Annotated in this window: 20 protein-coding genes and 1 pseudogene; 9 read left to right on the top strand and 12 right to left on the bottom strand. The window is 59.7% G+C overall.

The window, feature by feature from the left end:
- The first annotated feature begins 40 nt into the window (after positions 1-40).
- A complete protein-coding gene (locus ACA071_RS12845; protein WP_497644688.1) occupies positions 41-496 on the top strand; it encodes a hypothetical protein in 456 nt (151 codons plus the stop codon).
- Here ACA071_RS12845 and ACA071_RS12840 read toward each other — a convergent pair.
- Genes ACA071_RS12840 through ACA071_RS12830 form a run of 3 tightly spaced genes read right to left on the bottom strand, consistent with a single transcriptional unit; the run spans position 486 to position 4,162 of the window.
- Positions 486-1,508 (bottom strand): DUF2955 domain-containing protein, encoded by a 1,023-nt coding sequence (locus ACA071_RS12840; RefSeq protein WP_497644687.1) that lies wholly within the window; start codon positions 1,506-1,508, stop codon positions 486-488. The two genes, ACA071_RS12845 and ACA071_RS12840, sit on opposite strands and share 11 nt — an antisense overlap.
- On the bottom strand, positions 1,498-2,637 hold the full coding sequence (locus tag ACA071_RS12835; protein WP_497644686.1) for an HlyD family secretion protein: 1,140 nt from the start codon (positions 2,635-2,637) through the stop codon (positions 1,498-1,500). Before ACA071_RS12835 ends, ACA071_RS12840 begins: the two co-directional genes overlap by 11 nt.
- Positions 2,630-4,162 carry an efflux transporter outer membrane subunit gene (locus ACA071_RS12830; protein ID WP_497645298.1) on the bottom strand — a complete coding sequence of 511 codons (1,533 nt, stop codon included), beginning with the start codon at positions 4,160-4,162 and terminating at the stop codon, positions 2,630-2,632. The genes ACA071_RS12835 and ACA071_RS12830 overlap by 8 nt, the downstream gene beginning before the upstream one ends.
- 179 nt (positions 4,163-4,341) lie before the next feature.
- Here ACA071_RS12830 and ACA071_RS12825 point away from each other — a divergent pair, with 179 nt between their 5' ends.
- Positions 4,342-4,842, top strand: a complete 501-nt coding sequence (locus ACA071_RS12825) for a transporter suffix domain-containing protein (RefSeq protein WP_497644685.1) — start codon at positions 4,342-4,344, stop codon at positions 4,840-4,842.
- 24 nt (positions 4,843-4,866) lie between these two features.
- Entirely contained in the window at positions 4,867-5,757 is an 891-nt protein-coding gene (yghX, locus tag ACA071_RS12820; RefSeq protein ID WP_497644684.1) for a YghX family hydrolase, read from the top strand.
- Positions 5,758-5,786: 29 nt separating this feature from the next.
- Here the strand turns inward: yghX and ACA071_RS12815 are convergent, their stop codons facing one another.
- The gene (locus ACA071_RS12815; RefSeq protein WP_497644683.1) at positions 5,787-6,023 is read right to left on the bottom strand and encodes a hypothetical protein; all 237 of its coding nucleotides are present in this window, start codon (positions 6,021-6,023) and stop codon (positions 5,787-5,789) included.
- A gap of 30 nt (positions 6,024-6,053) precedes the next feature.
- Positions 6,054-6,545: a hypothetical protein gene (locus tag ACA071_RS12810; protein ID WP_497644682.1), complete on the bottom strand. Its 492-nt coding sequence runs from the start codon at positions 6,543-6,545 to the stop codon at positions 6,054-6,056.
- A 168-nt stretch (positions 6,546-6,713) separates the two neighbouring features.
- On the opposite strand from ACA071_RS12810, the gene ACA071_RS12805 reads away from it, so the two are divergent.
- The gene (locus ACA071_RS12805; protein WP_497644681.1) at positions 6,714-7,502 is read left to right on the top strand and encodes an alpha/beta hydrolase; all 789 of its coding nucleotides are present in this window, start codon (positions 6,714-6,716) and stop codon (positions 7,500-7,502) included.
- Here the strand turns inward: ACA071_RS12805 and ACA071_RS12800 are convergent.
- The 3 genes from ACA071_RS12800 to ACA071_RS12790 all read right to left on the bottom strand — a co-directional run bounded on the left by ACA071_RS12800 (position 7,497) and on the right by ACA071_RS12790 (position 9,923).
- Positions 7,497-7,859, bottom strand: a complete 363-nt coding sequence (locus ACA071_RS12800; protein ID WP_497644680.1) for a hypothetical protein — start codon at positions 7,857-7,859, stop codon at positions 7,497-7,499. The two genes, ACA071_RS12805 and ACA071_RS12800, sit on opposite strands and share 6 nt — an antisense overlap.
- 187 nt (positions 7,860-8,046) lie before the next feature.
- The gene (locus ACA071_RS12795) at positions 8,047-8,676 is read right to left on the bottom strand and encodes a Vgb family protein (RefSeq protein ID WP_497644679.1); all 630 of its coding nucleotides are present in this window, start codon (positions 8,674-8,676) and stop codon (positions 8,047-8,049) included.
- A 35-nt stretch (positions 8,677-8,711) separates the two neighbouring features.
- Complete coding sequence (locus tag ACA071_RS12790) at positions 8,712-9,923, bottom strand: winged helix-turn-helix domain-containing protein (RefSeq protein ID WP_497644678.1); 1,212 nt, start codon at positions 9,921-9,923, stop codon at positions 8,712-8,714.
- 127 nt (positions 9,924-10,050) lie between these two features.
- Here ACA071_RS12790 and ACA071_RS12785 point away from each other — a divergent pair.
- The 4 genes and pseudogenes from ACA071_RS12785 to ACA071_RS12770 all read left to right on the top strand — a co-directional run.
- Positions 10,051-10,275: pseudogene (locus ACA071_RS12785) on the top strand (DUF899 family protein); the annotation flags it as partial.
- Between the two features lie 278 nt (positions 10,276-10,553).
- Positions 10,554-13,133, top strand: a complete 2,580-nt coding sequence (locus ACA071_RS12780; RefSeq protein ID WP_497644677.1) for a bifunctional diguanylate cyclase/phosphodiesterase — start codon at positions 10,554-10,556, stop codon at positions 13,131-13,133.
- A 199-nt stretch (positions 13,134-13,332) separates the two neighbouring features.
- Positions 13,333-13,710 carry a low affinity iron permease family protein gene (locus ACA071_RS12775; protein WP_497644676.1) on the top strand — a complete coding sequence of 126 codons (378 nt, stop codon included), beginning with the start codon at positions 13,333-13,335 and terminating at the stop codon, positions 13,708-13,710.
- 103 nt (positions 13,711-13,813) lie between these two features.
- Positions 13,814-14,038, top strand: a complete 225-nt coding sequence (locus ACA071_RS12770; RefSeq protein ID WP_497644675.1) for a hypothetical protein — start codon at positions 13,814-13,816, stop codon at positions 14,036-14,038.
- Between the two features lie 62 nt (positions 14,039-14,100).
- Here the strand turns inward: ACA071_RS12770 and ACA071_RS12765 are convergent, their stop codons facing one another.
- Positions 14,101-14,793, bottom strand: a complete 693-nt coding sequence (locus ACA071_RS12765) for a M24 family metallopeptidase (protein ID WP_497644674.1) — start codon at positions 14,791-14,793, stop codon at positions 14,101-14,103.
- A 277-nt stretch (positions 14,794-15,070) separates the two neighbouring features.
- Here ACA071_RS12765 and ACA071_RS12760 point away from each other — a divergent pair, with 277 nt between their 5' ends.
- The gene (locus ACA071_RS12760; protein ID WP_497644673.1) at positions 15,071-15,715 is read left to right on the top strand and encodes a hypothetical protein; all 645 of its coding nucleotides are present in this window, start codon (positions 15,071-15,073) and stop codon (positions 15,713-15,715) included.
- 571 nt (positions 15,716-16,286) lie between these two features.
- On the opposite strand, the gene katG is transcribed toward ACA071_RS12760, so the two are convergent.
- From katG to ACA071_RS12745, 3 genes are all read right to left on the bottom strand, one after another.
- A complete protein-coding gene (katG, locus tag ACA071_RS12755; RefSeq protein ID WP_497644672.1) occupies positions 16,287-18,542 on the bottom strand; it encodes a catalase/peroxidase HPI in 2,256 nt (751 codons plus the stop codon).
- 420 nt (positions 18,543-18,962) lie between these two features.
- Positions 18,963-19,814, bottom strand: coding sequence for a TylF/MycF/NovP-related O-methyltransferase (locus tag ACA071_RS12750; protein ID WP_497644671.1), 852 nt, complete (start codon positions 19,812-19,814; stop codon positions 18,963-18,965).
- Between the two features lie 222 nt (positions 19,815-20,036).
- On the bottom strand, positions 20,037-21,104 hold the full coding sequence (locus tag ACA071_RS12745) for an NAD(P)-dependent alcohol dehydrogenase (RefSeq protein WP_497644670.1): 1,068 nt from the start codon (positions 21,102-21,104) through the stop codon (positions 20,037-20,039).
- Between the last annotated feature and the right edge of the window lie 108 nt (positions 21,105-21,212).

Raw genomic sequence — 21,212 nt, 5'->3', positions numbered from 1 at the left:
TTTACATAGATCTGTCCCCTTTACACAGTCGGAGGTCATCATGAAACGGTTGTCTTCCATCAGTCTGTTTGTTGCGTTGTCGGTGACGTGTGCCCAAGGATGGGCCGAAACGGTCGTGCCCCTCAAAGGCCAGAGTTCGCAACAAGTTCAAGCCGACATGGGCGATTGCAAGAACGTGGCCGCCAGTCAGGCCTCTTCGACCGCCCCACCTCCGGCCGGGGGCAGATTACGCGGTGCCGCCGTGGGCGCTGCCGCCGGCGCGGTTGGCGCAGAGGCGCGCGGGCGTCAACACGACGAGTTTTATGATCGCGCCGATGATGACGCCAAGCAGGCCTACCGCCAAAACAACGCCCAGCAAACTGCTGCGGCTGGGGCGGTGGTGGGCGGTGCACGGCAGCGCCAGCAACGTCGGGCCCAGCAACAAACCACGTCGACGAACAGTTCAGCGGCTTATACCGGTTGCCTGCAAGGTCGGGGTTATCAGGTCACACCCTGATGTGAGGCTGGCATCGCGGTTCAAGCAGGTGGACCATCCAGCAGGCATACAACGTCACCCCGATAAACAGCCCCATGCGCACCGCGAATGCGGTGTAGACGTCCTTGCCAGCGGCGCTGTCCTGCACCGACTGGCCCAGCAAAATGATCAGCGTGATCATCGTGTTGAGCCAGAATCCCGGGCTGAACCGGGTCGGGCTCAGGGCATAGAGTTTGCGCGCCAGCACCAGGCCGAACAGCAGCATCCACAGAAAGAACATCCACAGGTGCACGAACAGGCTCAGGGCGCACCAGAACAGGATCGCCAGCACACCGCCCAGCAGCGTCGAGCCGAGCAACTCGCGCCCGGCGTTGCGTGCGGTGGTGGTGGAGCTTTGCTGACCCAGGCTGACCGCTTTGAGGATGATCGGCAGATAGCTGGCCGGATCGATCAGCGCCAGCAGAAACGCCGGCAACACGATCAGGGTCGCGCGCAACGCCACCCGGTCGACGTCTTCGGCGGCGAGCGCCGGGGCGGCGGGTGACGGCGGGGCATTGAGCGGATCGGGAAACAGTCCATGACTCACGGTCACCACCAGCACCGCGAGCAGCAAGCCCTTGACCAGCGCGCCGATGACCAGCAGCGCCAGCTCGAAACTGGCGGTGCCGGCCGCCGAAATCATGGTCAGGCCGATCACCAGAAAGGTCACGATCAGGTTGTTGCCACCGCGCAAACCAAAGCGAAACACCAGGAACAGCCCGACACCAATCAGCAGCAGACCACTGACCGGGTAATAGCGCAGCAGCGGAAACAACAACAGGCCGACGCCGGTGGTCAGCATCGCCACCAACGCCAGCACCACCCCGGCCTTGAGCGGCAGCGGCCGATTGAGCGTGGCCAGGAACAGCAGCGCCAGCACCGGCGCAAGAAACGGAATCGGCAAGGCCAACCCGAAACTGGCAGCCAGGCACAGCGCCGTGCCCGTGGCCAGACGCAGAGAACGCTGATCCCGGGCCGTGCGTTTAGTAGGCATACGACAGCCAACTCATCAGACTCAAAAACACCCGGCCGAGCGGGTTCAACGGATTGCCCGGCGCCGGAAACGCCATGACTTCGGCCTGCCCGCCCGCGCGGATCGAACGGCTGTCGCGCAGGGTGTTCAAGGCGTCCTCATCGAACTCGATCACCACCGGAAAGCGCTGGGCCGGACGCAGCCAGTCGCGGCTGTTCTGCACGCTCGGCAAGGTGCCGGGCGTCGTCCCCTGGCCGACACTGACGCCGTAGCCGACGCTGCGCACCCGGCCGCCGAACACTTCGCCGGGCAAGGCATCCAGCACGATGGCCACCGGTGTGTCGGGTTTGACCAGGCCCAGATTGTTCTCGGTCATGTCGGCACTGATCCACACGTCGTGGATGGCGATCAGCGTCATCACCGGGCTACCGGCGGCGGCGAATTGGCCGACATCGGTGCGCAGGTCGGTGATCAACCCGGCCGAGCGCGCACCGATGCGGGTGTTGGCCAAATCGAGTTCGGCTTTCGACAACGCCGTCGCGGCGCTGCGCAGCAAGGCGTTCTCCGCCTCGCTGCCGCCCTCCTGCTCCCTGGCCCGCTGCACTTCGGCTTCGGCGGCGGCGACCTGGCTGGTGGCCTGCTCGAGAGTGGCCCGCGACACTTCCAGCAGGCGCACGGACACCGTGCCTTTATCGGCGCGGTACAAGCCTTCCAGCCGCTGACTGTCCTGCCGCGCCCGGAGTTCGTTGGCCTGGGCGGCCCGCAACGAAGCTTGCGCCGAGGCGATGCCGGCGGTGCTGGCGCCGATCTGGCGACGGGTCGACTCCAGGTCGGCGCGGGCGCGGTCAACAGCGATCTGATACGGCTGCGGGTCGACCTCGAAAAGAATGTCCCCGGCGCGGACGTCCTGGTTGTTGCGCACATTCACCCGGATCACCCGCCCCGCCACTTCCGATGCCACCGGAATCACAAACGCCCCGACCCGCGCCTGTTGCGTGTAAGGCGTGAAGCGGTCGGCCAGCAAGTACCAGGCGAGGCTGAGGACGATCAACAGCAACACCCACTTGATGCCTTTCTTTGCCGGATCGGCGGCCGGCGCGGGCGCCTTTGCCGGAGGCGCTTCAACAGCAGGCGGCGCGGCTTCACTCATGGTGGTTCACCTTGTCTGGCAGGGGAAAGACGGGCTGCGTCGCGGCGGGCTCGTCGAGCAAGTCGCCCCAGTCCGTGCGCTTTTCCATTTGCTTGGCTGTCGCGTGGTCAAGCAGTGGCTGGGCGGCGTACCAGCCACCGCCCAGGGCCTTGTACAAAGCAATCAGGTTGCTCACGGCATTACTGCGGCTGACCAGGTAATTGTCCTGTTGTTCGAGCAACGCCCGTTGCGCATCCAGCACCCGCTGAAAATCGGAAAAGCCTTCGCTGTATTGAGCGCGGGCCAGCACCAGCGAGCGCTTGGCCGCCACCTCGGCCTGGCGCAGGATGCGTTCGCGTTCCAGGGAATGACTCAAGCCACTGGCGGCATCGTCGGCTTCACGGGCGGCCTGGCGCACGGTGTCGCGATAGGACTCGATCAACTGCTGCAAGCGCGCATCCTGGACCCGCACGTTGTTGCTGATCTGGCCGTGGTCGAACAGGTTCCAGCGCAGGCTCGGGCCGCCGACAAAGTCCAGATTGTTCGGCGTGCCGCCCACGGAACTGGCGGTCCAGACGATGCTGCCAAGCAAGGTCAGCGACGGGTAGAAATCGCTGACCGCAACGCCGATCAGCGCCGATTGCGCGGCGACGTTCAGCTCGGCGGCGCGCACATCGGGGCGGCGCAGCAACAGGTTGGCCGGTACATCCTGCAGCACGGCGCGGTCGAGCAGCGGGATCAGTTCCTCATTGGCCGTCACTTGCGGCAACTCACCCGGCGCCTGCCCCGTCAGCACCGACAGGACATTGCGGGTTCGATGCAGTTGGTCTTCGAGGCTGGGGATGCTGGCCAGGGTGCCGAGGTATTGGGTCTTGGCCTGTTGCAGGTCGAGTTCGGCGGTCTGGCCGCTGTCGAACAGCTTGCGGGTGATCTCCAGGCTGCGCTTTTGCTGCCGGGTATTTTCCCGGGCGACGCGCAGTCGCGCCTCGGTGGTGCGCAGCGAAAAGTAAGTGTCGGCCACCTGGGCGCGCAGTAGCACCAACACGTCTTCGTAATTGGCCTGGGCAGCGAAGTAGCTGGCATCGGAGGACTCGATGGCCCGGCTGAAGCGGCCCCAGAAGTCCAGCTCCCAGCCCACGTCGAAGCCTTCACTGAATTGCCAGAACCGGCTGTTCTTCGGGTTGCTGCCGCTGTATTGCCGGCGCTCCGCGTAGAGCAGATCGACATTGGCCTGCTGCAATTGCGGGTAGCGCCCGGCCTGGGCAATGCCCAGTTGCGCCCGGGCTTCCATCACCCGCAGGCCGGCGATTTTCAGGCTGGAATTGTGCGCATCCGCGTCGGTAATCAGTTGGTCGAGCACCGGGTCATTGAACACTTGCCACCACTGACGCAGATCCGGACTCGCGCCCCGCTCGCTGGACTGCTCCAGCGCCGGTGTGCTCCAGTGTTTGACCCATTCCTCTCCGGGCGGCTGGAAGTCCGGGCCCACGCGCGCGCAGCCGCCCAGGCCGAGCAGCAGCAGGAGCGGCCCCGACCGGATCAGCATGGCGGAACGTGAAGGCATGGATGGTTTCCCAGCCAAGGAAGATGACTGGAGCATAGCCGCCCGAAAGAAAATTGAATGGTGGTAATCAAGCGATCGGCTTACTCACGCCAGCGTGTCAGCTGCTACGCTTTTCACGTGCCCTCAAAACCGCAACGATCCATCAAAAAGGTACAACGCTCATGACCACCCAACCTCACTCCGCCGGCTGGCGTTTCAAACTGGGCATCGTCATTTTGTGTTTGATGTTGGGGTCGTGGCTGATGGTGCCGCTTGCGGCGGCTGTCGGTGTGCCGGGCTCCAAGGTCGCGGCGCTGACTGGCGTGCTGTTTATCAGTAACAAGGTCCTGCTGATCCTGGTCATTGCCGTCATGGGCAAGGCCGGGTTCCAGCAATTGAAACGCAGCGTGTTTGGTTACGTGACGTCGCTGGCGCCCAGCGCAGACACTGAAGTCGGCCCGATTCGGCATCGCATCGGCCTGGTCATGTTTTGCTTGCCGCTGATCTGCGCGTTTCTGGAACCTTACGTCGACAGTATCTGGCCCGGGTTGCGTCCAAATCTTTGGCAACTGCAACTACTGGGGGATCTGATGCTGATCGGCAGCTTTTTCGTGTTGGGCGGCAATTTCTGGGACAAGGTCCGCGCGTTGTTTATCCGCACCGCCAAGGTCGCCAATGCCTAGCAAGCATCGACAGGAACCACACCAATGAATCGCCTGACCGCCAAGGACTTCGCCCCCGAATTGCTGGAACTGTACGACTACTACGTGCATGGCCAGATCAACCGCCGAGAATTTCTCGACCGCGCGGCGTTGTTTGCGCTAGGCGGCTTGACCGCGTCCGCCCTGCTTGCCGCCCTGAGCCCCAATTACGCCCTGGCCGAGCAGGTGGAATTCACCGACCCGGACATCCTCGCCGAGTACATCACCTACCCGTCACCCAAGGGCCACGGCCAGGTCCGGGGTTATCTGGTGCGCCCGGCGAAAGCCACCGGCAAGGTGCCGGCGGTGGTGGTCGTACACGAGAATCGTGGGCTCAACCCGTATATCGAGGACGTCGCCCGGCGCGTGGCCAAGGCCGGCTTCATCGCCCTCGCCCCGGATGGTCTGACCTCGGTCGGTGGCTACCCCGGCAACGATGACAAGGGTCGGGAGCTGCAACTGACCGTCGACCCGGAAAAACTCATGAATGATTTTTTCGCCGCTATCGAGTGGCTGATGAATCACGCCGCGGGCACAGGCAAAGTCGGCATCACCGGTTTCTGTTATGGCGGAGGTGTCGTCAATGCGGCGGCCGTGGCCTATCCGGAGCTGGGGGCGGCGGTGTCTTTTTATGGTCGTCAACCCGAGGCCAAAGATGTGCCGCGGATCAAGGCGCCACTGATGCTGCACTACGGTGAGCTGGATACCCGCATCAACGAAGGCTGGCCGGCTTTCGAGCAGGCGTTGAAAGCCGCGGGCAAGACGTATGAAGCCTACATTTACCCCGGGGTGAATCATGGTTTTCATAACGACTCCACGCCTCGCTACGATGAGGCCGCGGCCAAACTTGCCTGGAGTCGGACGCTGGATTGGTTCAAGCGGTATCTCACGTCTTGAACAGATCGGCCCTTTTGTTTACTGCCTTTTCAAGACGCCCACTGAGTTTTCTCTGGAAAACTTCCATTTTTCCAAAGACGCGCCAGCTTCATTGCCGCTCTTTCCGACCACGCCCCGTTTTTATCCAGAGGACACTCTTTCAACACCGTAATAATCGTACTGATTTTATCCAGCCGAATGCTCCCCACCTCCACGTTCCGGCCGAACGTATACTCAACGTATTCCTCAGTTTCTATTACCTTGTCCATTTCAATGTAAAAGGCCATTTTTATCCCTCTCAGCGCCGCTAAAATCCCTCACATGTACGCAAGTATTCGGCCTGCACGCTCAGCTAGAACAGGATTGTCCGCCTGCGCCAGCAGCCGCAGTTTTTCCCTGGCACTGTCTGTACCTATCTCACGCAGCGCATGTATACATTTAACACCTAAAGCAAATTTAGAACCTGTATAGGGGTAATCAGTCAGTGCCGTTTTAAACAAATAATCAACAGAGCCAGGCCATTTAAGCGACTGCAACGCACTGGCAATGTCTTCGTGACGAAAGTGCCAATCTTCAATTAACAACCGACTCAAAGCATCCGAGCATTTATCCGAAATCCCGAATACAAAACCAAAAATCAGCAAACACTCCACACTGTCCACGTCTTTGTTTGCAAGCGTCGACTCTAGTTCGTGGAACAAATAATCTTCCGGAATGCCCTCCCCCGCAAATAGCAATTCAATAAGCTTTTCTTCGGTTATCTTCCTCGACGAATAATCGTATATCAGTTCTTGCTGCTCATCATTCATCAACTACGCTCCGAAGCTCGCTAGCAAAGAGGCCAGCCTATCCAATAAAGATGTCGGCAGACACTCCGCTTTCGTGAGCAAGCCACACTGGGATTTCTGTGGTGATCCCTTTTCAGGGCTAGACTTTGACCGTGATCAGCGACAACCGTCTTCAACCCCGAGCAGTCAATGCCACCCAAAAAAATCAGCCGAATGCCACGAATCCTGGTGTACGTCCTCGTAACGATTGCAGCCTTGTACCTGCTGCTGTGTGTGGCGCTGTTCGTGTTTCAGCGCGCCCTCATTTACTTCCCGCAACCCAGCGCCATCGGAACGCCTGAAACCCTGCTCAAGCTGTCGGTGGCCGATGCGGACTTGCAGGTATCCGTCAGACCACACGATGGCCCCAAGGCGTTGATCTACTTCGGCGGCAATGCCGAGGACGTCTCGCAAAACCTGCCTTCGTTTTCCGCCGCCTTCCCGGATCAGGCGCTCTACCTGCTGCATTACCGGGGCTTCGGTGGCAGTTCCGGGTCGCCCTCCGAGGAGGCCATTGCCCGCGATGCCCTGGATCTGTTTGACCGGGTCTACGCCGAACACCCGCAGGTGGCGGTGGTTGGTCGCAGCCTCGGCACTGGCGTTGCAATTCGCCTGGCCAGCCAACGTCCGGCGGCGCGGCTGGTCCTGATCACGCCCTATAACAGCCTGCTGGAACTCGGTATCCGTCAGTACCCGATTTTTCCGGTGAAGTGGTTGTTGAAAGACACGTTTGATTCCGGCCAATACGCCGCGCACATCAGCGTGCCGACCCTGTTGATCGCGGCGGAACATGACGAAGTGATTCCGCGCTCAAGTACGGTGCGGCTCTATGGGCAATTTATCCAGGGCGTGGCGTCGATGAAGGTGATTGCGGGGGTGGGGCACAATTCAATTTCTGAAAGCCCCGAGTACCTCAAGTTGATCGGCGCCGGGCTATGAACGGCGCCGCGCCAGGCGTTGCTGCCAGTTGCCGCCGTTGGCGCGCTGGCATTGTTCCTCTGAATCGAACTGCACATGAGCCGCTACGGGGCTGACGAGTACTTGCGCCTCATCGAGTGCGGTGGCCGTCAGCGCGACCATGCGCTCGCCCTGCCCGCTGGCCAGCGCCTGGTCCTTCTGCGCCTCGGTATCGAATACCCAGATCACCCGCAAACTTGAAGGGAACACGGTGTAATCGACCTCATGGGTCAGCCAGCTGAAACCGACGATTTCTGCTTTGGCCGTCTCGCACGCGTCGGTCAGGGTGGCGACCAGGCGACGTTCGATGTGGGTTTGGTCGCGTTTGCTTAACGCCATGGGCGGGTCCTGTTGGCTGGCTTGGGAGAGCGGCAATCATACGGCAATCAGTTTATCGCTGTTTTGACGGGCCTCATCGCGAGCAAGCTCGCTCCCACAGTGGACCGAGTCTGTCTGAACAACACGATCACCTGTGGGAGCGAGCTTGCTCGCGATGAGGCCCTCACTGCCTCCGCAAAAACCAGGCTCATTTAGGCCGACGAACCGCCCTTACCTTGCCACTGCCCCCACCGCCGCAAAAGAAGCGGTCGCCACCATCGGACTCAAGCCCCGAAACGCCGACACCCGCCGGCATCTTCACGCTTTCGAGCACTTCGCCTGTCGCCGGATCAACCCGCCGCAGCTCACTCTCATCGCCTTCCCAGGTGCCATGCCACAACGCGCCTTCGACCCAGGTCACGCCGGTGACAAAACGGTTGGATTCGATGGTGCGCAGAATCTTCCCGGTCTCGGGGTCGATCTGATGGATCTTGCGGTCGCGGTATTCCCCGACCCACAGCGTACCTTCCGCCCAAGTCAGGCCCGAGTCACTGTTGCCGGGCGCGGGGATGGTGTGCAGCACGCGCCCGGTCTTGGGGTCGATTTTCTGGATGCGGTCGGCGGCGATCTGGAACAGGTGCTCGCCATCGAACGCGGTGCCGGCATCGGCGGTGACGTCGATCGAGCGCAAGGTCTGGCCGCTGGCCGGGTCGAGGGCGTTGAGTTTTTCGCCGCTGGCGAACCAGACATTTTGCCCGTCCCAGCTCACGCCATGCACGGCGTCGACACCGGCAAAGGGTCCATATTCGCGAAGGATTTCAGCGGTTGAGTGTTTCATGTTGGCTTCCTCGTCACGGGGTTGGTGAAGTGATCCTAATCACTGGGCAACGGCGCCGTGAGTAACAAAGTCGTCGCGAAACCCGGCACTGGCGGGGTCATCCAGCGCCGCGCCCGCCCGTGCCCGAACGATTGCACCTTGCCGTCCGCCGCCAACGTGTCGAGGGTCCGTTGCACCGTGCGCTGGCTGGTGCCGAGGGCCAGCGCCAAGGCGGAGCTCGACCACGATTCACCGTCGGCAAGGAAAGCAAACACGGCGGCGTATTTCTCTTCGACCGGTTGCGCCAGCAACACAACATCAGGCGCCACCAGCGCAAAACCGCGCGGGGTGGCGGTCACGCTGGCCAGGGGCTCAAGGGCCGCCCGCAGGCGCCCGACTTCGACGCGCAACCGGGCGCGGTGGGACTCGTCACTGAGTTTCAGGCGAAAAGCCCGGGCGATCAGAACTTCTCTCGACACGTCGGCGGGCCAGGCTTCGGCCAATGCCCGGGCAATGGCGAACAACACCGGGCGCGTCGCAAGGGAAACGGACATGCCGGCGCCACGCACGCTGTAGCGGCAAGCGTCCACCACCAGCGAAGTTGAGGCGAGCAACGCTTCAACCTCTTCCAGCAACAACGGCCGTTCTGTGCCTTGGGTAATCAGCCGTGCGACGGGAGTGTTGAGGATCAGCGCCGCGTGCTCGACCTCGGCGGTCAGTGCCGGGATCGCGGCGTTGCGGGCGGCCTCTTCGGCGCGGGTCAGCGCGGCGCGGGCCGTGTTCGATTGCAGGCGCCGCATGGCGATCCCGGCGGCGACCAGTTCATGCACCGCGCGCAAGGCCGGCGGCAGTGGCGCGGGGTCAAGTTCGGTGAGTTTTTGCTGCGCATCATCGAGGCGCCCGATCAGCAACAAGCGCCGAATCTCCAGATAGCGCGCATGGGCGGCGTTGACGCCATCGCCGTGCGCCTCAAGCGTCACCCGCGCCGTGTCGAGCTTCTTGACGGGCCAACCGAGGTCCCGCGAGGCCAGCGCGATCTCGGCCTCGGCGACCACACACCGCGCCCGCGCCAAGGCTTCCTTCGGCCCGAAGGCCCGCGCCGCCCGCTGCACCAGCGTCCTGGCCAAGACCAGGTCACCGAGCTGCGCCATCGCGATACCGCGCAATGCGAGCGCCGCCGCATCGTCGCGCAAGGCCACCCGGTTCAGCGCACCGAGGGGATCACCCGCCGCCAGCGCTCGCGCTGCTGCGGTGATCAGCGAGTCCATATGAGTTGCGCCACATTGGTCACTCCCACCGTCCGAAGTCTCGAATTTAGTCTATCTCACGATGACTGACCCCGATGGGAGGCAAGCATGATGAACACACACGATGACCACACGCCAGGAATGGTTGGTCGCGCAGTTCGCTGCTACCTGCGGCACCGATGCGCCCACCTATTCGCGGGACCGGCCGGGGTTGAGTGCGTTTGTGCGCGAGGATGGTGTGATTTATCACACCTATTCCACCTATGCCCGAGGGCTGGACGGGGTGTGGGGGATGTATCAGTGGCTGGATCGGGCGCCGTTGGGGAGGAATGAAAAAGGGCCTTGGTGGCGGCGGCATGATGAGTACAGCTGATCTGGGACTTGTAGTGTCTGGACTGCCGTCATCGCGAGCAAGCTCGCTCCCACAGGGAATTTGCTTGCGCCGCAGAACCAGTGTGCGAGCTTGCTCGCGATGAGCCCCGATCACCCGCAGCCAATCCATGGATGATCCCAACGTTCTGCCCCACGCTGCCTATACTCACGCCCATAGATTCATCACCGACCGTTGCGGATGACTGGATCGCTGGCCAGCCTGAACTATGCAACCGTCCAGGCTCGCCAGACGCCGTGACATGGATCAAGGACGAGTCAATGGACGTTTCAGCCTACACAGCTTCGGTCCCCTCCCGCCAAAGCTCGGTGACCTGGCGCCTGGCGCTTGCCATGGGCATTCTGTTTATCGTCGGCGTCTGCATGGTGGTCGGTGCGCTGTTCAGCATCGCCACCGGCCTCGACACCGAAGACATCAACGACACACGGTTCTACACCGCCCGCGCCCTGGAAAATCGCATCACCGCGTCAAAAAACTACATCACCAGTTATGCCTACTGGACGTCGGCGTACGAGCATTTAAACAGTGAAGTCGACATCGATTGGGCGTACACCGAGCAAAACATAGGCAAAACGCTGTTCAGTAACGATGGCTACGAAGGCCTGTTCGTACTCGACCGGGGACACACCAAATACGCGGTGATTCGGGGGCTGATGGTCCAGGCGGATTTTTCCAGTTACGTGATGGCGTCAGCCGCGACGCTGATCGATCAGGTTCAGAGCCAGGAAGATCTCACCAAACCGATGAGCCTGTACACGATGTTCGAGGGCTGGCCCGCCTTGTTGACGGCCCAGGCGATCACGCCGAATGACGCACGGCCGATTGATGATCCGAAAACCCTCTCGGTGCTGGTGTTCGTCGATCAACTGACCACGGCCAAACTGTATACCTTGGGCACCAGTTATGGCCTGAAGGTTTTGAATCTGGCCCCCGATGCCAACTTCACTAAAGACCAGCCGCAAATCCCGCTTGAAGGCACCGGCTACAGCCTGATTGCCCAACTCGATGAGCCGGGAAAGCACTTGTTATGGTCGTTGCTGCCAACTCTGGGCGGGACGTTGGTGGTGCTGATGTTGCTCACCGCTTATTTCTTTCGGTATGCGTTGCGCTCCTCTCGCTACGTCGATACCAGCTATGAGGTGTTGCAAGCGTCCAACCAGGCACTGGAAAGCGCCAATCACGCGTTGGAGGCCAGCGAAGAACGTTTTCGCGCGGTTGCGGAAGCCGCGTCCGACTGGATCTGGGAAATCGATCAACACCAGTACATCACCTACCTTTCCGGACGTTTCAGCGAAGTGACCGGGTTCTCCGATCAGCAGTGGTTGGGGCAAAACATCGAACAACTGCTGTATTGCGACACCACGCCGCTGGCCCTTTGGTTGAACAAACTGACGGAGGAAGCCAGTGTCAGCGACCTGCGTTGCACTTACCGCGATCACACCGGGCAACAGCGTTACTGCCGGGTGTCCGCCCGACCGATCTTCGATAACCAGAAGGTCATGGGTTACCGGGGCACGGCCAGCGACATCACCGACGAAGTTGCCGCCCACGCGCAAATCCAGCATTTGTCGATGCACGACGCGTTGACCGGATTGCCCAACCGCAACAAGCTCGCGCGCTACCTGGAAGACGCCTTGCAGCTCAAGGAACACTCGGCGCCCTTGACGCTGTTGATGCTCGACCTGGACAACTTCAAGCCGATCAACGATTCACTCGGCCATCCCGCTGGCGATGCGGTGTTGCAGGAAGTCGGCGTGCGCTTGCGCGAGTGCACCCGCGACCATGACATCGTCGCCCGGCTGGGTGGAGATGAGTTTGTCGTGGTGGTCCTCGGCATGAACAGCCACAGCGAGATCGACAAGTTCTGCACCCGCCTGATCGAGAGCCTGCACCGGCCCATCCCCTATGAACACCATACGCTGCACGTCGGCGCCAGCCTGGGCATTGCCCTCAGTCGTCGCCAGGGATACGTGCCCAGCGAATTGATCCGCTGTGCCGATATTGCCCTGTACAAGGCCAAGTCCGACGGTAAAAACACCTGGTGCTATTTCGAAGCGCACATGAGCGACCAGATCCAGCATCGTCGCCAACTGGAAGATGATCTGCGGCAGGCGGTGCTGAATAATCAGTTTGTGCTGCACTACCAGCCGCGCTACAAGGTGGACGGCAAGGAAATCGTCTCGGTGGAAGCGCTGGTCCGCTGGGAGCATCCAACGCAAGGCCTGCTCGGCCCGGACCTGTTCATCCCGTTGGCCGAGCAAACCGACCTGATCGTGCCGCTGGGCCGCTGGGTGCTGCGCGAAGCCTGTGAAACCGCCCTGACCTGGCCGGACGACATCCTGCTGTCGGTCAACCTGTCTCCCGCACAATTCGCCCGCAGCGACGTCGTGGAGGACGTGCGCGAAGTGCTGGTCGAGACCCGCTTCCCGGCCAGCCGCCTGGAACTGGAAATCACCGAAAACGTCATGCTCAACGACATCGACGGCGCCCTCACCACCATGAATGCGCTCAAGGAACTGGGCGTGCGCTTGAACATGGACGACTTCGGCACCGGCTATTCCTCACTGGGCTATCTGCGCGCCTACCCGTTCGACGGCATCAAAATTGATAAACGCTTCATCGCCTCGATGGGCAGCGGCGGCAACGACCGCGCGGTGGTCCAGGCCATCATCAGCCTGGGCAAAGCCATGGGCCTGACCGTGACTGCCGAAGGGGTCGAAACGGAAGAACAACTGAAAATACTGGGCGCCGATCAATGTCATGAGGTGCAAGGTTTCTACATGAGCCGGCCCGTCGATAAGGTGGCGTTCAGCAAATTGCTGAGCAAATCCCGATCCTGAGCAAGCCTGCTCCCCCGGCAGGCGCGAGGCTTGCCCGCGAAGAGGCCCTGAGAATCACCGCCTGATTCAGGTATGCATCGAACCCCGTCGCAGAGGGCTAAGGTGAGGAGTCGACATTTCGTCGGACGATTTAAATGTAAAAAAGAATTTCAAGAGTCGGCCACGGTCCACGGAATACCAACCCTCAGGATTCACGGCCATGAAATTTGCAAAACTCTGTCAAACCCTTTCCAACCGGGCTGGCAGTTCAAAAACCTTCCTGCTCGCCATCTCATTGATCGCCGTCTGGGCATGTACAGGGCCGTACTTTCATTACAACGACACTTGGCAACTGATCATCAACACCTCGACCACCATCATCACATTCCTGATGGTCTTCCTCATTCAAAACACCCAGAACCGCGACAACGACATTTTGCATTTGAAAATTGACGAATTACTGCGTGCCACCCAGGAGGCGCAGAACGCGGCGATGTGCCTGGACAAGCTGGGAACCAAGGAACTGCGTGCTCTGCGTGAGCAATACAGCACGATGGGGGAAAGCGAGCCGATGCATATTCCGGTGCCCGTTGAATAGGCAGATCGGCCGGGCGCATCGCAGGCGTGAGAGTCGACTGTAGAAATCTCGAACTCTGGCCATATCGGTGCCTCCAATGTTTAGGCCAACGGAGGTACGCGATATGAACAACGAATCGAAAACCACACCCAACGCCCCGCCCACTGATACATCGGGAAAACCCGTCAATGTGGTGGAAAGGGATCTTGAGGATCGGGATAGCGATAGCGATACCCGAGGGGTAGATGAAATTATTACGCCCTCTTCAACCCGGGCTAAAGAACAGGATGCCGAGGAACTGCAGCGGAAAATTGATGAGATAGAGCGCAAAGTAGCAGACGGCAACTAGATCGAATGCACACCTGTGGCGTGGGAGCTTACTCCCTGGCCACAGGGGCCCCTGAATCAACTTCAGAGCTCAGACACGCCGCCATTGCTATCGAAGAAATATATATTTTCATGCTTGAATCCCCATACGCGTTCCTTCTGGCGAATATGAGGTTCAAAGGTGAAACAACCCACCTCCCCGAGACGCCGGTAATTCCCCGCCTCCACATACAACCTGTCATCCCGTCGCTCACAGATGCTATGCCCGACATTCCCGCTGAAATCGAGATTCTCGAACCCTGCCGAAATGATCGAGTCATTGGCGAACTCATAGAGCTCATGAAAAGTCGTCTGCGGCTGGGCAAACTGGCACATCATCTCGTGTAACTGGCGCTCTACCTCATACCCTCTACCGAACTCATCCCCAATGGGCACGGCCCTGCACACACCACCCTCCACATAAAACGAGCGCGCGCAGTCGCCCCAGACATCGCCCGATTTCGGGCTTAAATCCACTGTTATTAAATTATGGGGGCCAACCGCCTCATCGCTCGGCCTGTATGTTCGTCCTGACACCGAGAGCACACTTCGAGACCCTAGCAGTACAAAGGCCGGGCAGTCGTAATACCAGGTTTCGGGATAGCCGGATTGGCCCAAAGCCTGGGCGGCAAATCGGGCAATGGATGCTTCTGTGGACGTGGGTGTGATGTGTTCGACGAGTTGCTGCAAGACGGCTTTTGCAGCGGCTTGGACGGGAAAGTTCACGGGTGTTGGCATGTACGGCGTAACTCCGCGTCGAATGCATACCTGTGGCGAGGTTTTGAATATTTATAGCATCGGATTGCCTGCGTGAGGTGCAAGGTGCGACACGACATTTGAGATTAAGCGCCGCACCTGTCATAAATCTCCCTCCCAATCGATACAGCATTCCCAATGTCCAATCGGTATTACCACGAAGTCTGGCTCTCCCCAGACGAAGACGGCCAGCTACACCCCTCTTGCATTTCTCTTGGCCCACGCGGTGATGCCCCTCGCTCAACAACGGATAAGTTTGATGTTAAATCTCAAGGATCGAAGGTGGGCAGTGAGTCTTTTTGATCGTTTCAAAGCCATCGTAAGGCAAGCCCCCAAAGAACAGGTCGTCGGGTATTCCCCAGACGAATTGAAGGTTGTTTTTACCGAGCCTTTGGCATGCCTTCTGGCTGACTCTGTACCAGCGGTTTCGCTGGAGAGCATTGGTGTTCCGGCCTATTACTGTTCGTTTTTAATCGACAAGGAAGACGTCGATCATTTTTGGACCCTCGTGGAATCAGGATTCAGCTACGAGACGGAAAAGACGTTCAACGGCGCACTCGTCAAGCAATACTCGATAACCGAAAAAAACCACCGTCTGCTCTGTCTCACCGGCGACGAAGCCTTCAATGCCACCACCGTGCGGCTGGTGACGAATAGCGTCGATTTCCTCGACATCATTCGTCGTGAACGTTTCGCCGTTCCTCCACCGTGGGTTGCGTTCGAGGGGTACAACCCCGCGTGGTGGGGCGGCGCGATGCAAGGGGCGAATGGTTACTACAACGACGGCTACTTCCTGCCATTTTTCACCGCTTTGAGCGCAGCAGAAAAGAACGCCTATTACGTAAGGTACGGCGCTACTGAAGAGTGGATCAGCAGCCTGGAGTTGATGTACGGCGACGAGTAACGCGAACTCCGCCCACAAAAATGCCCGCTCACCGTCACCGGTTCAGCGGGCATTTTGTCTTACACCGGAGAGATCGTGGCCAAGGCACCAATCAAGACAGTCAGCACCAGAAACCCACCCAGGAAAATCGCCATCTTAGCCATAAGGCCTCCTACCACTTGAGTTTGCGGCGCAACAGGCGCATTGAAACGTGTTCGCTTCAGGCGGCCGGGCCGGTGAGGCATTGTGGGACCGTGACTGATCTCGTTACAGATGCAGGTGGCGCGAGAAAATACGGATCAGATGTTTGGGGGGGCGCTTCGCTGCTCATCAAAAAAACCCGAATGCGGCCCAAATCTCTGGCAATACGCGCCCTTTGTAGCAGCTGGCGAAGCCTGCGTTCGGCTGCGAAGCAGTCGTGAAATCAGCCGACGCGATTCTTCAGGTAGACCGCGTGCTCAGGTTTCACGACTGCTTCGCAGCCGAACGCAGGCTTCGCCAGCTGCTACAGATCGCGCTATGGCTTGACCCACCGGCAGGTAAAAAAAACCCGCTGACCGTGACCGGTTCAGCGGGCTTGTTGTTGCTTACGTCACTTCAGGTCGAACCGGTCCAGGTTCATCACCTTGACCCACGCGGCCACAAAGTCTTTAACGAACCGCTCCTTCGCATCACTGCTGGCATACACCTCCGCCAGCGCCCGTAACTGCGCATTCGAGCCGAAGACCAGGTCAACCCGAGTCGCCGTCCATTTCACTGCGCCGGTTTTACGATCCCGTCCTTCAAACTCCTCCTGCGCCTCCGACGTCGGTTTCCACTCCACGCCCATGTCCAGCAGGTTGGTGAAGAAGTCGTTGGTCAACGCTTCTGGCCGTTGGGTGAAGACGCCGTGTTTGGTTTGGCCGACATTGGTGTTCAGCACTCGCAGGCCGCCAATCAGCGCGGTCATTTCGGGCGCGGTGAGGGTCAGCAGTTGCGCCTTGTCGATCAGCAGCGCTTCGGCCGGTACGCGGTAGCGGGTTTTGAGGTAGTTGCGGAAGCCATCGGCGATGGGTTCAAGGAAGCCGAACGATTCCACGTCCGTCTGCTCTTGCGACGCGTCCATCCGCCCCGGCGTGAACGGTACCGTCACGTTGTGGCCAGCATTTTTCGCCGCTTGCTCAACGCCCACGCTGCCGGCCAGCACGATCAGGTCGGCCAGGGAGATTTTCTTGCCGCCGCTGTTGAACTCGCTCTGGATGCTTTCGAGTTTCCCCAGCACGTTCGCCAGTTGCTCAGGCTGGTTGGCCTGCCAGGACTTTTGTGGGGCCAGGCGCAGACGTCCGCCGTTGGCGCCGCCGCGTTTGTCGGAGCCACGGAAGGTCGAAGCCGCCGCCCAAGCGGTCGAGACCAGTTGCGAAACGCTCAGGCCCGAAGCCTGGAGTTTGCCTTTTAGTGCCGCGATGTCGCTGTCGTTGACGACTTCATGGTCGAGCGCCGGGATCGGGTCTTGCCACAGCAATTCTTCGGCGGGCATTTCCGGGCCGAGGTAGCGCGAGAGCGGCCCCATGTCGCGGTGGATCAGTTTGAACCAGGCGCGGGCGAACGCATCGGCGAGTTGATCGGGATTGGCCAGGAAGCGCCGGGAAATCGGTTCATAGATCGGGTCGAAACGCAGCGCCAGGTCCGAGGTCAGCATGGTTGGGTTACGACGTTTCGACGGATCGAAAGCATCCGGAATGATGCCGGCGCCAGCGCCGTTTTTCGGTGTCCACTGATGCGCGCCGGCCGGGCTTTTAGTCAATTCCCACTCGAAGCCGAACAGGTTTTCCAGGTAGTTGTTGCTCCACTTGGTCGGCGTAGTAGTCCAGGTCACCTCCAGGCCGCTGGTGATGGTGTCGGGGCCTTTACCGGTGCCGAAGCTGTTCTTCCAGCCAAAGCCCTGTTGTTCGAGGCCAGCGGCTTCGGGCTCTGCCCCGACATTGTCGGCAGGGCCGGCGCCATGGGTTTTGCCGAAGGCGTGGCCGCCGGCGATCAGCGCCACGGTTTCTTCGTCATTCATGGCCATGCGGCCGAAGGTTTCGCGGATATCGATGGCGGACCTGACCGGGTCTGGCTCGCCTTCCGGGCCTTCGGGGTTAACGTAGATCAGGCCCATTTGCACAGCGGCCAACGGGTTTTCCAGGTTGCGGCCGTGGTCGGTACGGCTGTCCTCATTTCTTCCAGGTTCGGCCACGAGTGGAACATCGCCGGGCGCTTGCACGGGTTTTTGCGCTTTGTCGTAGCGGGTGTCGCCGCCCAGCCATTTGTTTTCGGAGCCCCAGTACACGTCTTCATCCGGCTCCCAGACGTCAGCGCGGCCACCGGAATAACCAAAGGTCTTGAAGCCCATGGACTCCAGCGCAACGTTACCGGTGAGGACAATCAGGTCAGCCCAGGAAATGTTCTGGCCATACTTTTGCTTGATCGGCCAAAGCAGCCGCCGCGCCTTGTCGAGGCTAACGTTGTCCGGCCAACTGTTGAGCGGCGCAAAGCGCTGCTGACCGGACCCCGCCCCGCCCCGTCCGTCACCGGTGCGATACGTACCGGCAGCGTGCCAGGCCATGCGGATGAAAAACGGCCCGTAGTGACCGAAGTCCGCCGGCCACCAGTCTTGCGAGTCGGTCATCAGCGCATTCAAGTCCGCTTTGACCGCCGCGAAATCCAGTTTTTTAAACGCCTCGGCATAGTCAAAACCCTCGTCCAGAGGATCGGACAGGGTCGAGTGCTGGTGCAGGATCTTCAGGTTCAGTTGATTCGGCCACCAGTCGCGGTTCGTCGTGCCACCGCCAGCGGCGTGATTGAACGGGCATTTCGATTCGTTTGCCATGTAAGAGCTACCTTCGGTCGTGTTCATCCAGCTACCCGGCCCGGTCTGGGCCTGCAATAGCAATGAGTGAAATCAATGACATAGGCTGCTGGGCCAGGCAGTTCGATCAACTGCTCATTGTGGCCACACGGGAAGTCTGGAGAGTGGCGACCGATTCGCCAGCACGCGGGCCCACGGCAAGCCTGTGACGCTTTCTTATCTCTTTCATCAGGTATTGAGTGGCCAGCTTACGCCAGCGCAACGGTAAGACTAGACCGTCTGAGGCGGACTGCTAATAGGCGCAGTGTTAGGGCTTGATAGGCAGAATCTTTTGCCTGAACGGCTGAGGGTCAAGAGGGGCCGGAGCGAGGGGTTGCGTGCGATGCAAACAGGGTGCCGACCGTCGCGCTACGGGGTTTCCATAGCGCAACGGTGAGTCCGTCACGGCTTGATCATAAGCCCCTGCCCCGTTGGCAGGCTGGCGATCGCAATGTTCCTTTTCGCGGCCCATTGGTCCATGCCGTCCTTTTGTGGCTGATAGCCAAAGTACGCGTAGTCATCCAGTAAAACGATGGCCCCCGGCACCAGGCGATCCCACAAAAACTCGATCGCAGACACTTCCGGCATCACGCAATTCATGTCGATGTGCAAGTAAGCAATCCGGGTTGAATCGATCTGGCTCAGGGTTTCCGGGATTGAGCCCTGAATGATCTTCACATTGGACCATTGCAAGAAATTCGCCCTGACCGCGTCGATATTGGATGTATAAGTTCCGTCATCCACCCACTTTTGGCTTTTACCCGAGACACCGCCCACTTTCTCTTCGTCCGACAAATAGCGGTCATCAATACCCGAGAAAGTGTCCAGCAGATAGAACGTTTTGCCGGTGTAGTCCCAGTCCAGGTCATGCATGATCGCTGAACTCAAGAAACCGTAATTGACGCCGCACTCGACAAAATCACCCTGGTGTTTTGCAGCGGTGCGTGCCGCCCAAAGCCCCAGGTGAACACGCCAATACCATTGATAGTCAGAGCCGGAGGCCTGCACGCCTCGGTCATAGGCAGCGATATAACTCGGATCGCTCATGAAGTCGTGGTTGTGCACCGTCTTCAATCCGTCCGAGTGGTATTCGCCCCTGATTTTAGACAGTAATGGGTCGGTACTCAGTTTATAAGGACGACCTTCCTGGAGCCCCCAAGTCAGGTAGTGCTCGGCAGGATCGATACCTGAATATCTGACGTCAGGGTGTAAAAACAGGTATTGCTCAGCAGAAAAATCGTTAGGCAAACTCATTCCATTTCCTTGTTAGCCATCAGCAGGTCCATCGGCACCCGCAACACGATTGTTGCGTGTAAAACCGTCACATCTTCAGCAGGCTCAGCGCGCGGCGATACTACAGTAGCGACGCGCCATCACCTATACAGAAAACCACAAAAAAACCGCTCGACCGTTATCGGCCCAGCGGTTTTTTTCTTTGCTTCAGGGAAGCCTCAACTCGGGCCTCTTTACCCTCAATCAGGCTGCATTAGCTTCCTTCTTGAGACTGCTCATGTCGATCACGAAGCGGTACTTCACATCGCCTTTAAGCATGCGCTCATAGGCTTCGTTGATGTCCTGGATGTTGATCATCTCGATGTCCGAGACAATCCCGTGTTTGGCACAGAAATCCAGCATGTCCTGGGTTTCCTGAATCCCGCCAATCAACGAACCCGCCAGACTGCGGCGCTTGAAGATCAGGTTGAACACCGAAGGCGATGGATGCGGGCTGTCCGGCGCGCCGACCAGCGTCATAGTGCCATCACGCTTGAGCAGCGAGAGGAAGGCATCCAGATCGTGCGGCGCCGCCACGGTATTGAGGATGAAGTCCAGGGTGTTGGCGAACTTGGCCATTTCTTCCGGGTTCTTCGACACCACCACTTCGTCGGCGCCCAGGCGCAGACCGTCTTCACGCTTGTTCGGCGACGTGGTGAACAGCACCACATGCGCGCCCATGGCATGGGCGATCTTCACCGCCATGTGCCCGAGACCACCGAGGCCGACCACGCCGACTTTCTTGCCTGGGCCGACCTTCCAGTGGTGCAGCGGCGAATACGTGGTGATGCCGGCGCACAGCAGCGGCGCGACGGCGGCCAGGTTGGCGTCGCCATGGGAAATGCGCAGAACGAACTTCTCCTTGACCACGATATTGTCCGAATACCCACCAAAGGTGTTCTCGCCACCAAACACCGGGCCGTTGTAAGTGCCGGTGAAGCCGTTCTCGCAATATTGCTCGTCGCCTTCGGCGCACGACGCACAGTGCTGGCAGCTGTCGACCATGCAGCCGACGCCGGCCAGATCGCCCACCTTGAACTTGCTGACATTCGCGCCAACCGCGGTCACCCGACCAACAATTTCATGGCCCGGAACGGAAGGATACAAAGTGTTTTGCCACTCATTGCGTGCGGTATGCAAGTCGGAATGGCAGACGCCGCAATAGAGGATATCGATCTGCACATCATCGGCGCCTGGCGCACGGCGTTCGAAGGTGAAGGGCTTGAGCGAGTCCTTGGAATCCTGCGCGGCGTAGCTGTAAGTCTTGGTCATTACGATCGCCTTTTGAGTCGGATGTCGAATATCAGAGGAGTAGCGTAGGTGCTGAATCGTTCAAGTGGATGACAGTGGCGACCCATCGATCGCCGACCGCTCACAAAC

Source organism: Pseudomonas sp. LBUM1646, assembly GCF_059716165.1.
Note: the sequence above shows the minus strand (reverse complement) of the source record. Positions and strands in the feature narration are given on the sequence as shown.

Coding starts and splice junctions, on each gene's coding strand:
- ACA071_RS12845 (WP_497644688.1), top strand. CDS start 41: ATGAAACGGTTGTCTTCCATCAGTCTGTTTGTTGCGTTGTCGGTGACG.
- ACA071_RS12840 (WP_497644687.1), bottom strand. CDS start 1,508: ATGCCTACTAAACGCACGGCCCGGGATCAGCGTTCTCTGCGTCTGGCC.
- ACA071_RS12835 (WP_497644686.1), bottom strand. CDS start 2,637: ATGAGTGAAGCCGCGCCGCCTGCTGTTGAAGCGCCTCCGGCAAAGGCG.
- ACA071_RS12830 (WP_497645298.1), bottom strand. CDS start 4,162: ATGCTGATCCGGTCGGGGCCGCTCCTGCTGCTGCTCGGCCTGGGCGGC.
- ACA071_RS12825 (WP_497644685.1), top strand. CDS start 4,342: ATGACCACCCAACCTCACTCCGCCGGCTGGCGTTTCAAACTGGGCATC.
- yghX (WP_497644684.1), top strand. CDS start 4,867: ATGAATCGCCTGACCGCCAAGGACTTCGCCCCCGAATTGCTGGAACTG.
- ACA071_RS12815 (WP_497644683.1), bottom strand. CDS start 6,023: ATGGCCTTTTACATTGAAATGGACAAGGTAATAGAAACTGAGGAATAC.
- ACA071_RS12810 (WP_497644682.1), bottom strand. CDS start 6,545: ATGAATGATGAGCAGCAAGAACTGATATACGATTATTCGTCGAGGAAG.
- ACA071_RS12805 (WP_497644681.1), top strand. CDS start 6,714: ATGCCACCCAAAAAAATCAGCCGAATGCCACGAATCCTGGTGTACGTC.
- ACA071_RS12800 (WP_497644680.1), bottom strand. CDS start 7,859: ATGGCGTTAAGCAAACGCGACCAAACCCACATCGAACGTCGCCTGGTC.
- ACA071_RS12795 (WP_497644679.1), bottom strand. CDS start 8,676: ATGAAACACTCAACCGCTGAAATCCTTCGCGAATATGGACCCTTTGCC.
- ACA071_RS12790 (WP_497644678.1), bottom strand. CDS start 9,923: ATGGACTCGCTGATCACCGCAGCAGCGCGAGCGCTGGCGGCGGGTGAT.
- ACA071_RS12780 (WP_497644677.1), top strand. CDS start 10,554: ATGGACGTTTCAGCCTACACAGCTTCGGTCCCCTCCCGCCAAAGCTCG.
- ACA071_RS12775 (WP_497644676.1), top strand. CDS start 13,333: ATGAAATTTGCAAAACTCTGTCAAACCCTTTCCAACCGGGCTGGCAGT.
- ACA071_RS12770 (WP_497644675.1), top strand. CDS start 13,814: ATGAACAACGAATCGAAAACCACACCCAACGCCCCGCCCACTGATACA.
- ACA071_RS12765 (WP_497644674.1), bottom strand. CDS start 14,793: ATGCCAACACCCGTGAACTTTCCCGTCCAAGCCGCTGCAAAAGCCGTC.
- ACA071_RS12760 (WP_497644673.1), top strand. CDS start 15,071: ATGTTAAATCTCAAGGATCGAAGGTGGGCAGTGAGTCTTTTTGATCGT.
- katG (WP_497644672.1), bottom strand. CDS start 18,542: ATGGCAAACGAATCGAAATGCCCGTTCAATCACGCCGCTGGCGGTGGC.
- ACA071_RS12750 (WP_497644671.1), bottom strand. CDS start 19,814: ATGAGTTTGCCTAACGATTTTTCTGCTGAGCAATACCTGTTTTTACAC.
- ACA071_RS12745 (WP_497644670.1), bottom strand. CDS start 21,104: ATGACCAAGACTTACAGCTACGCCGCGCAGGATTCCAAGGACTCGCTC.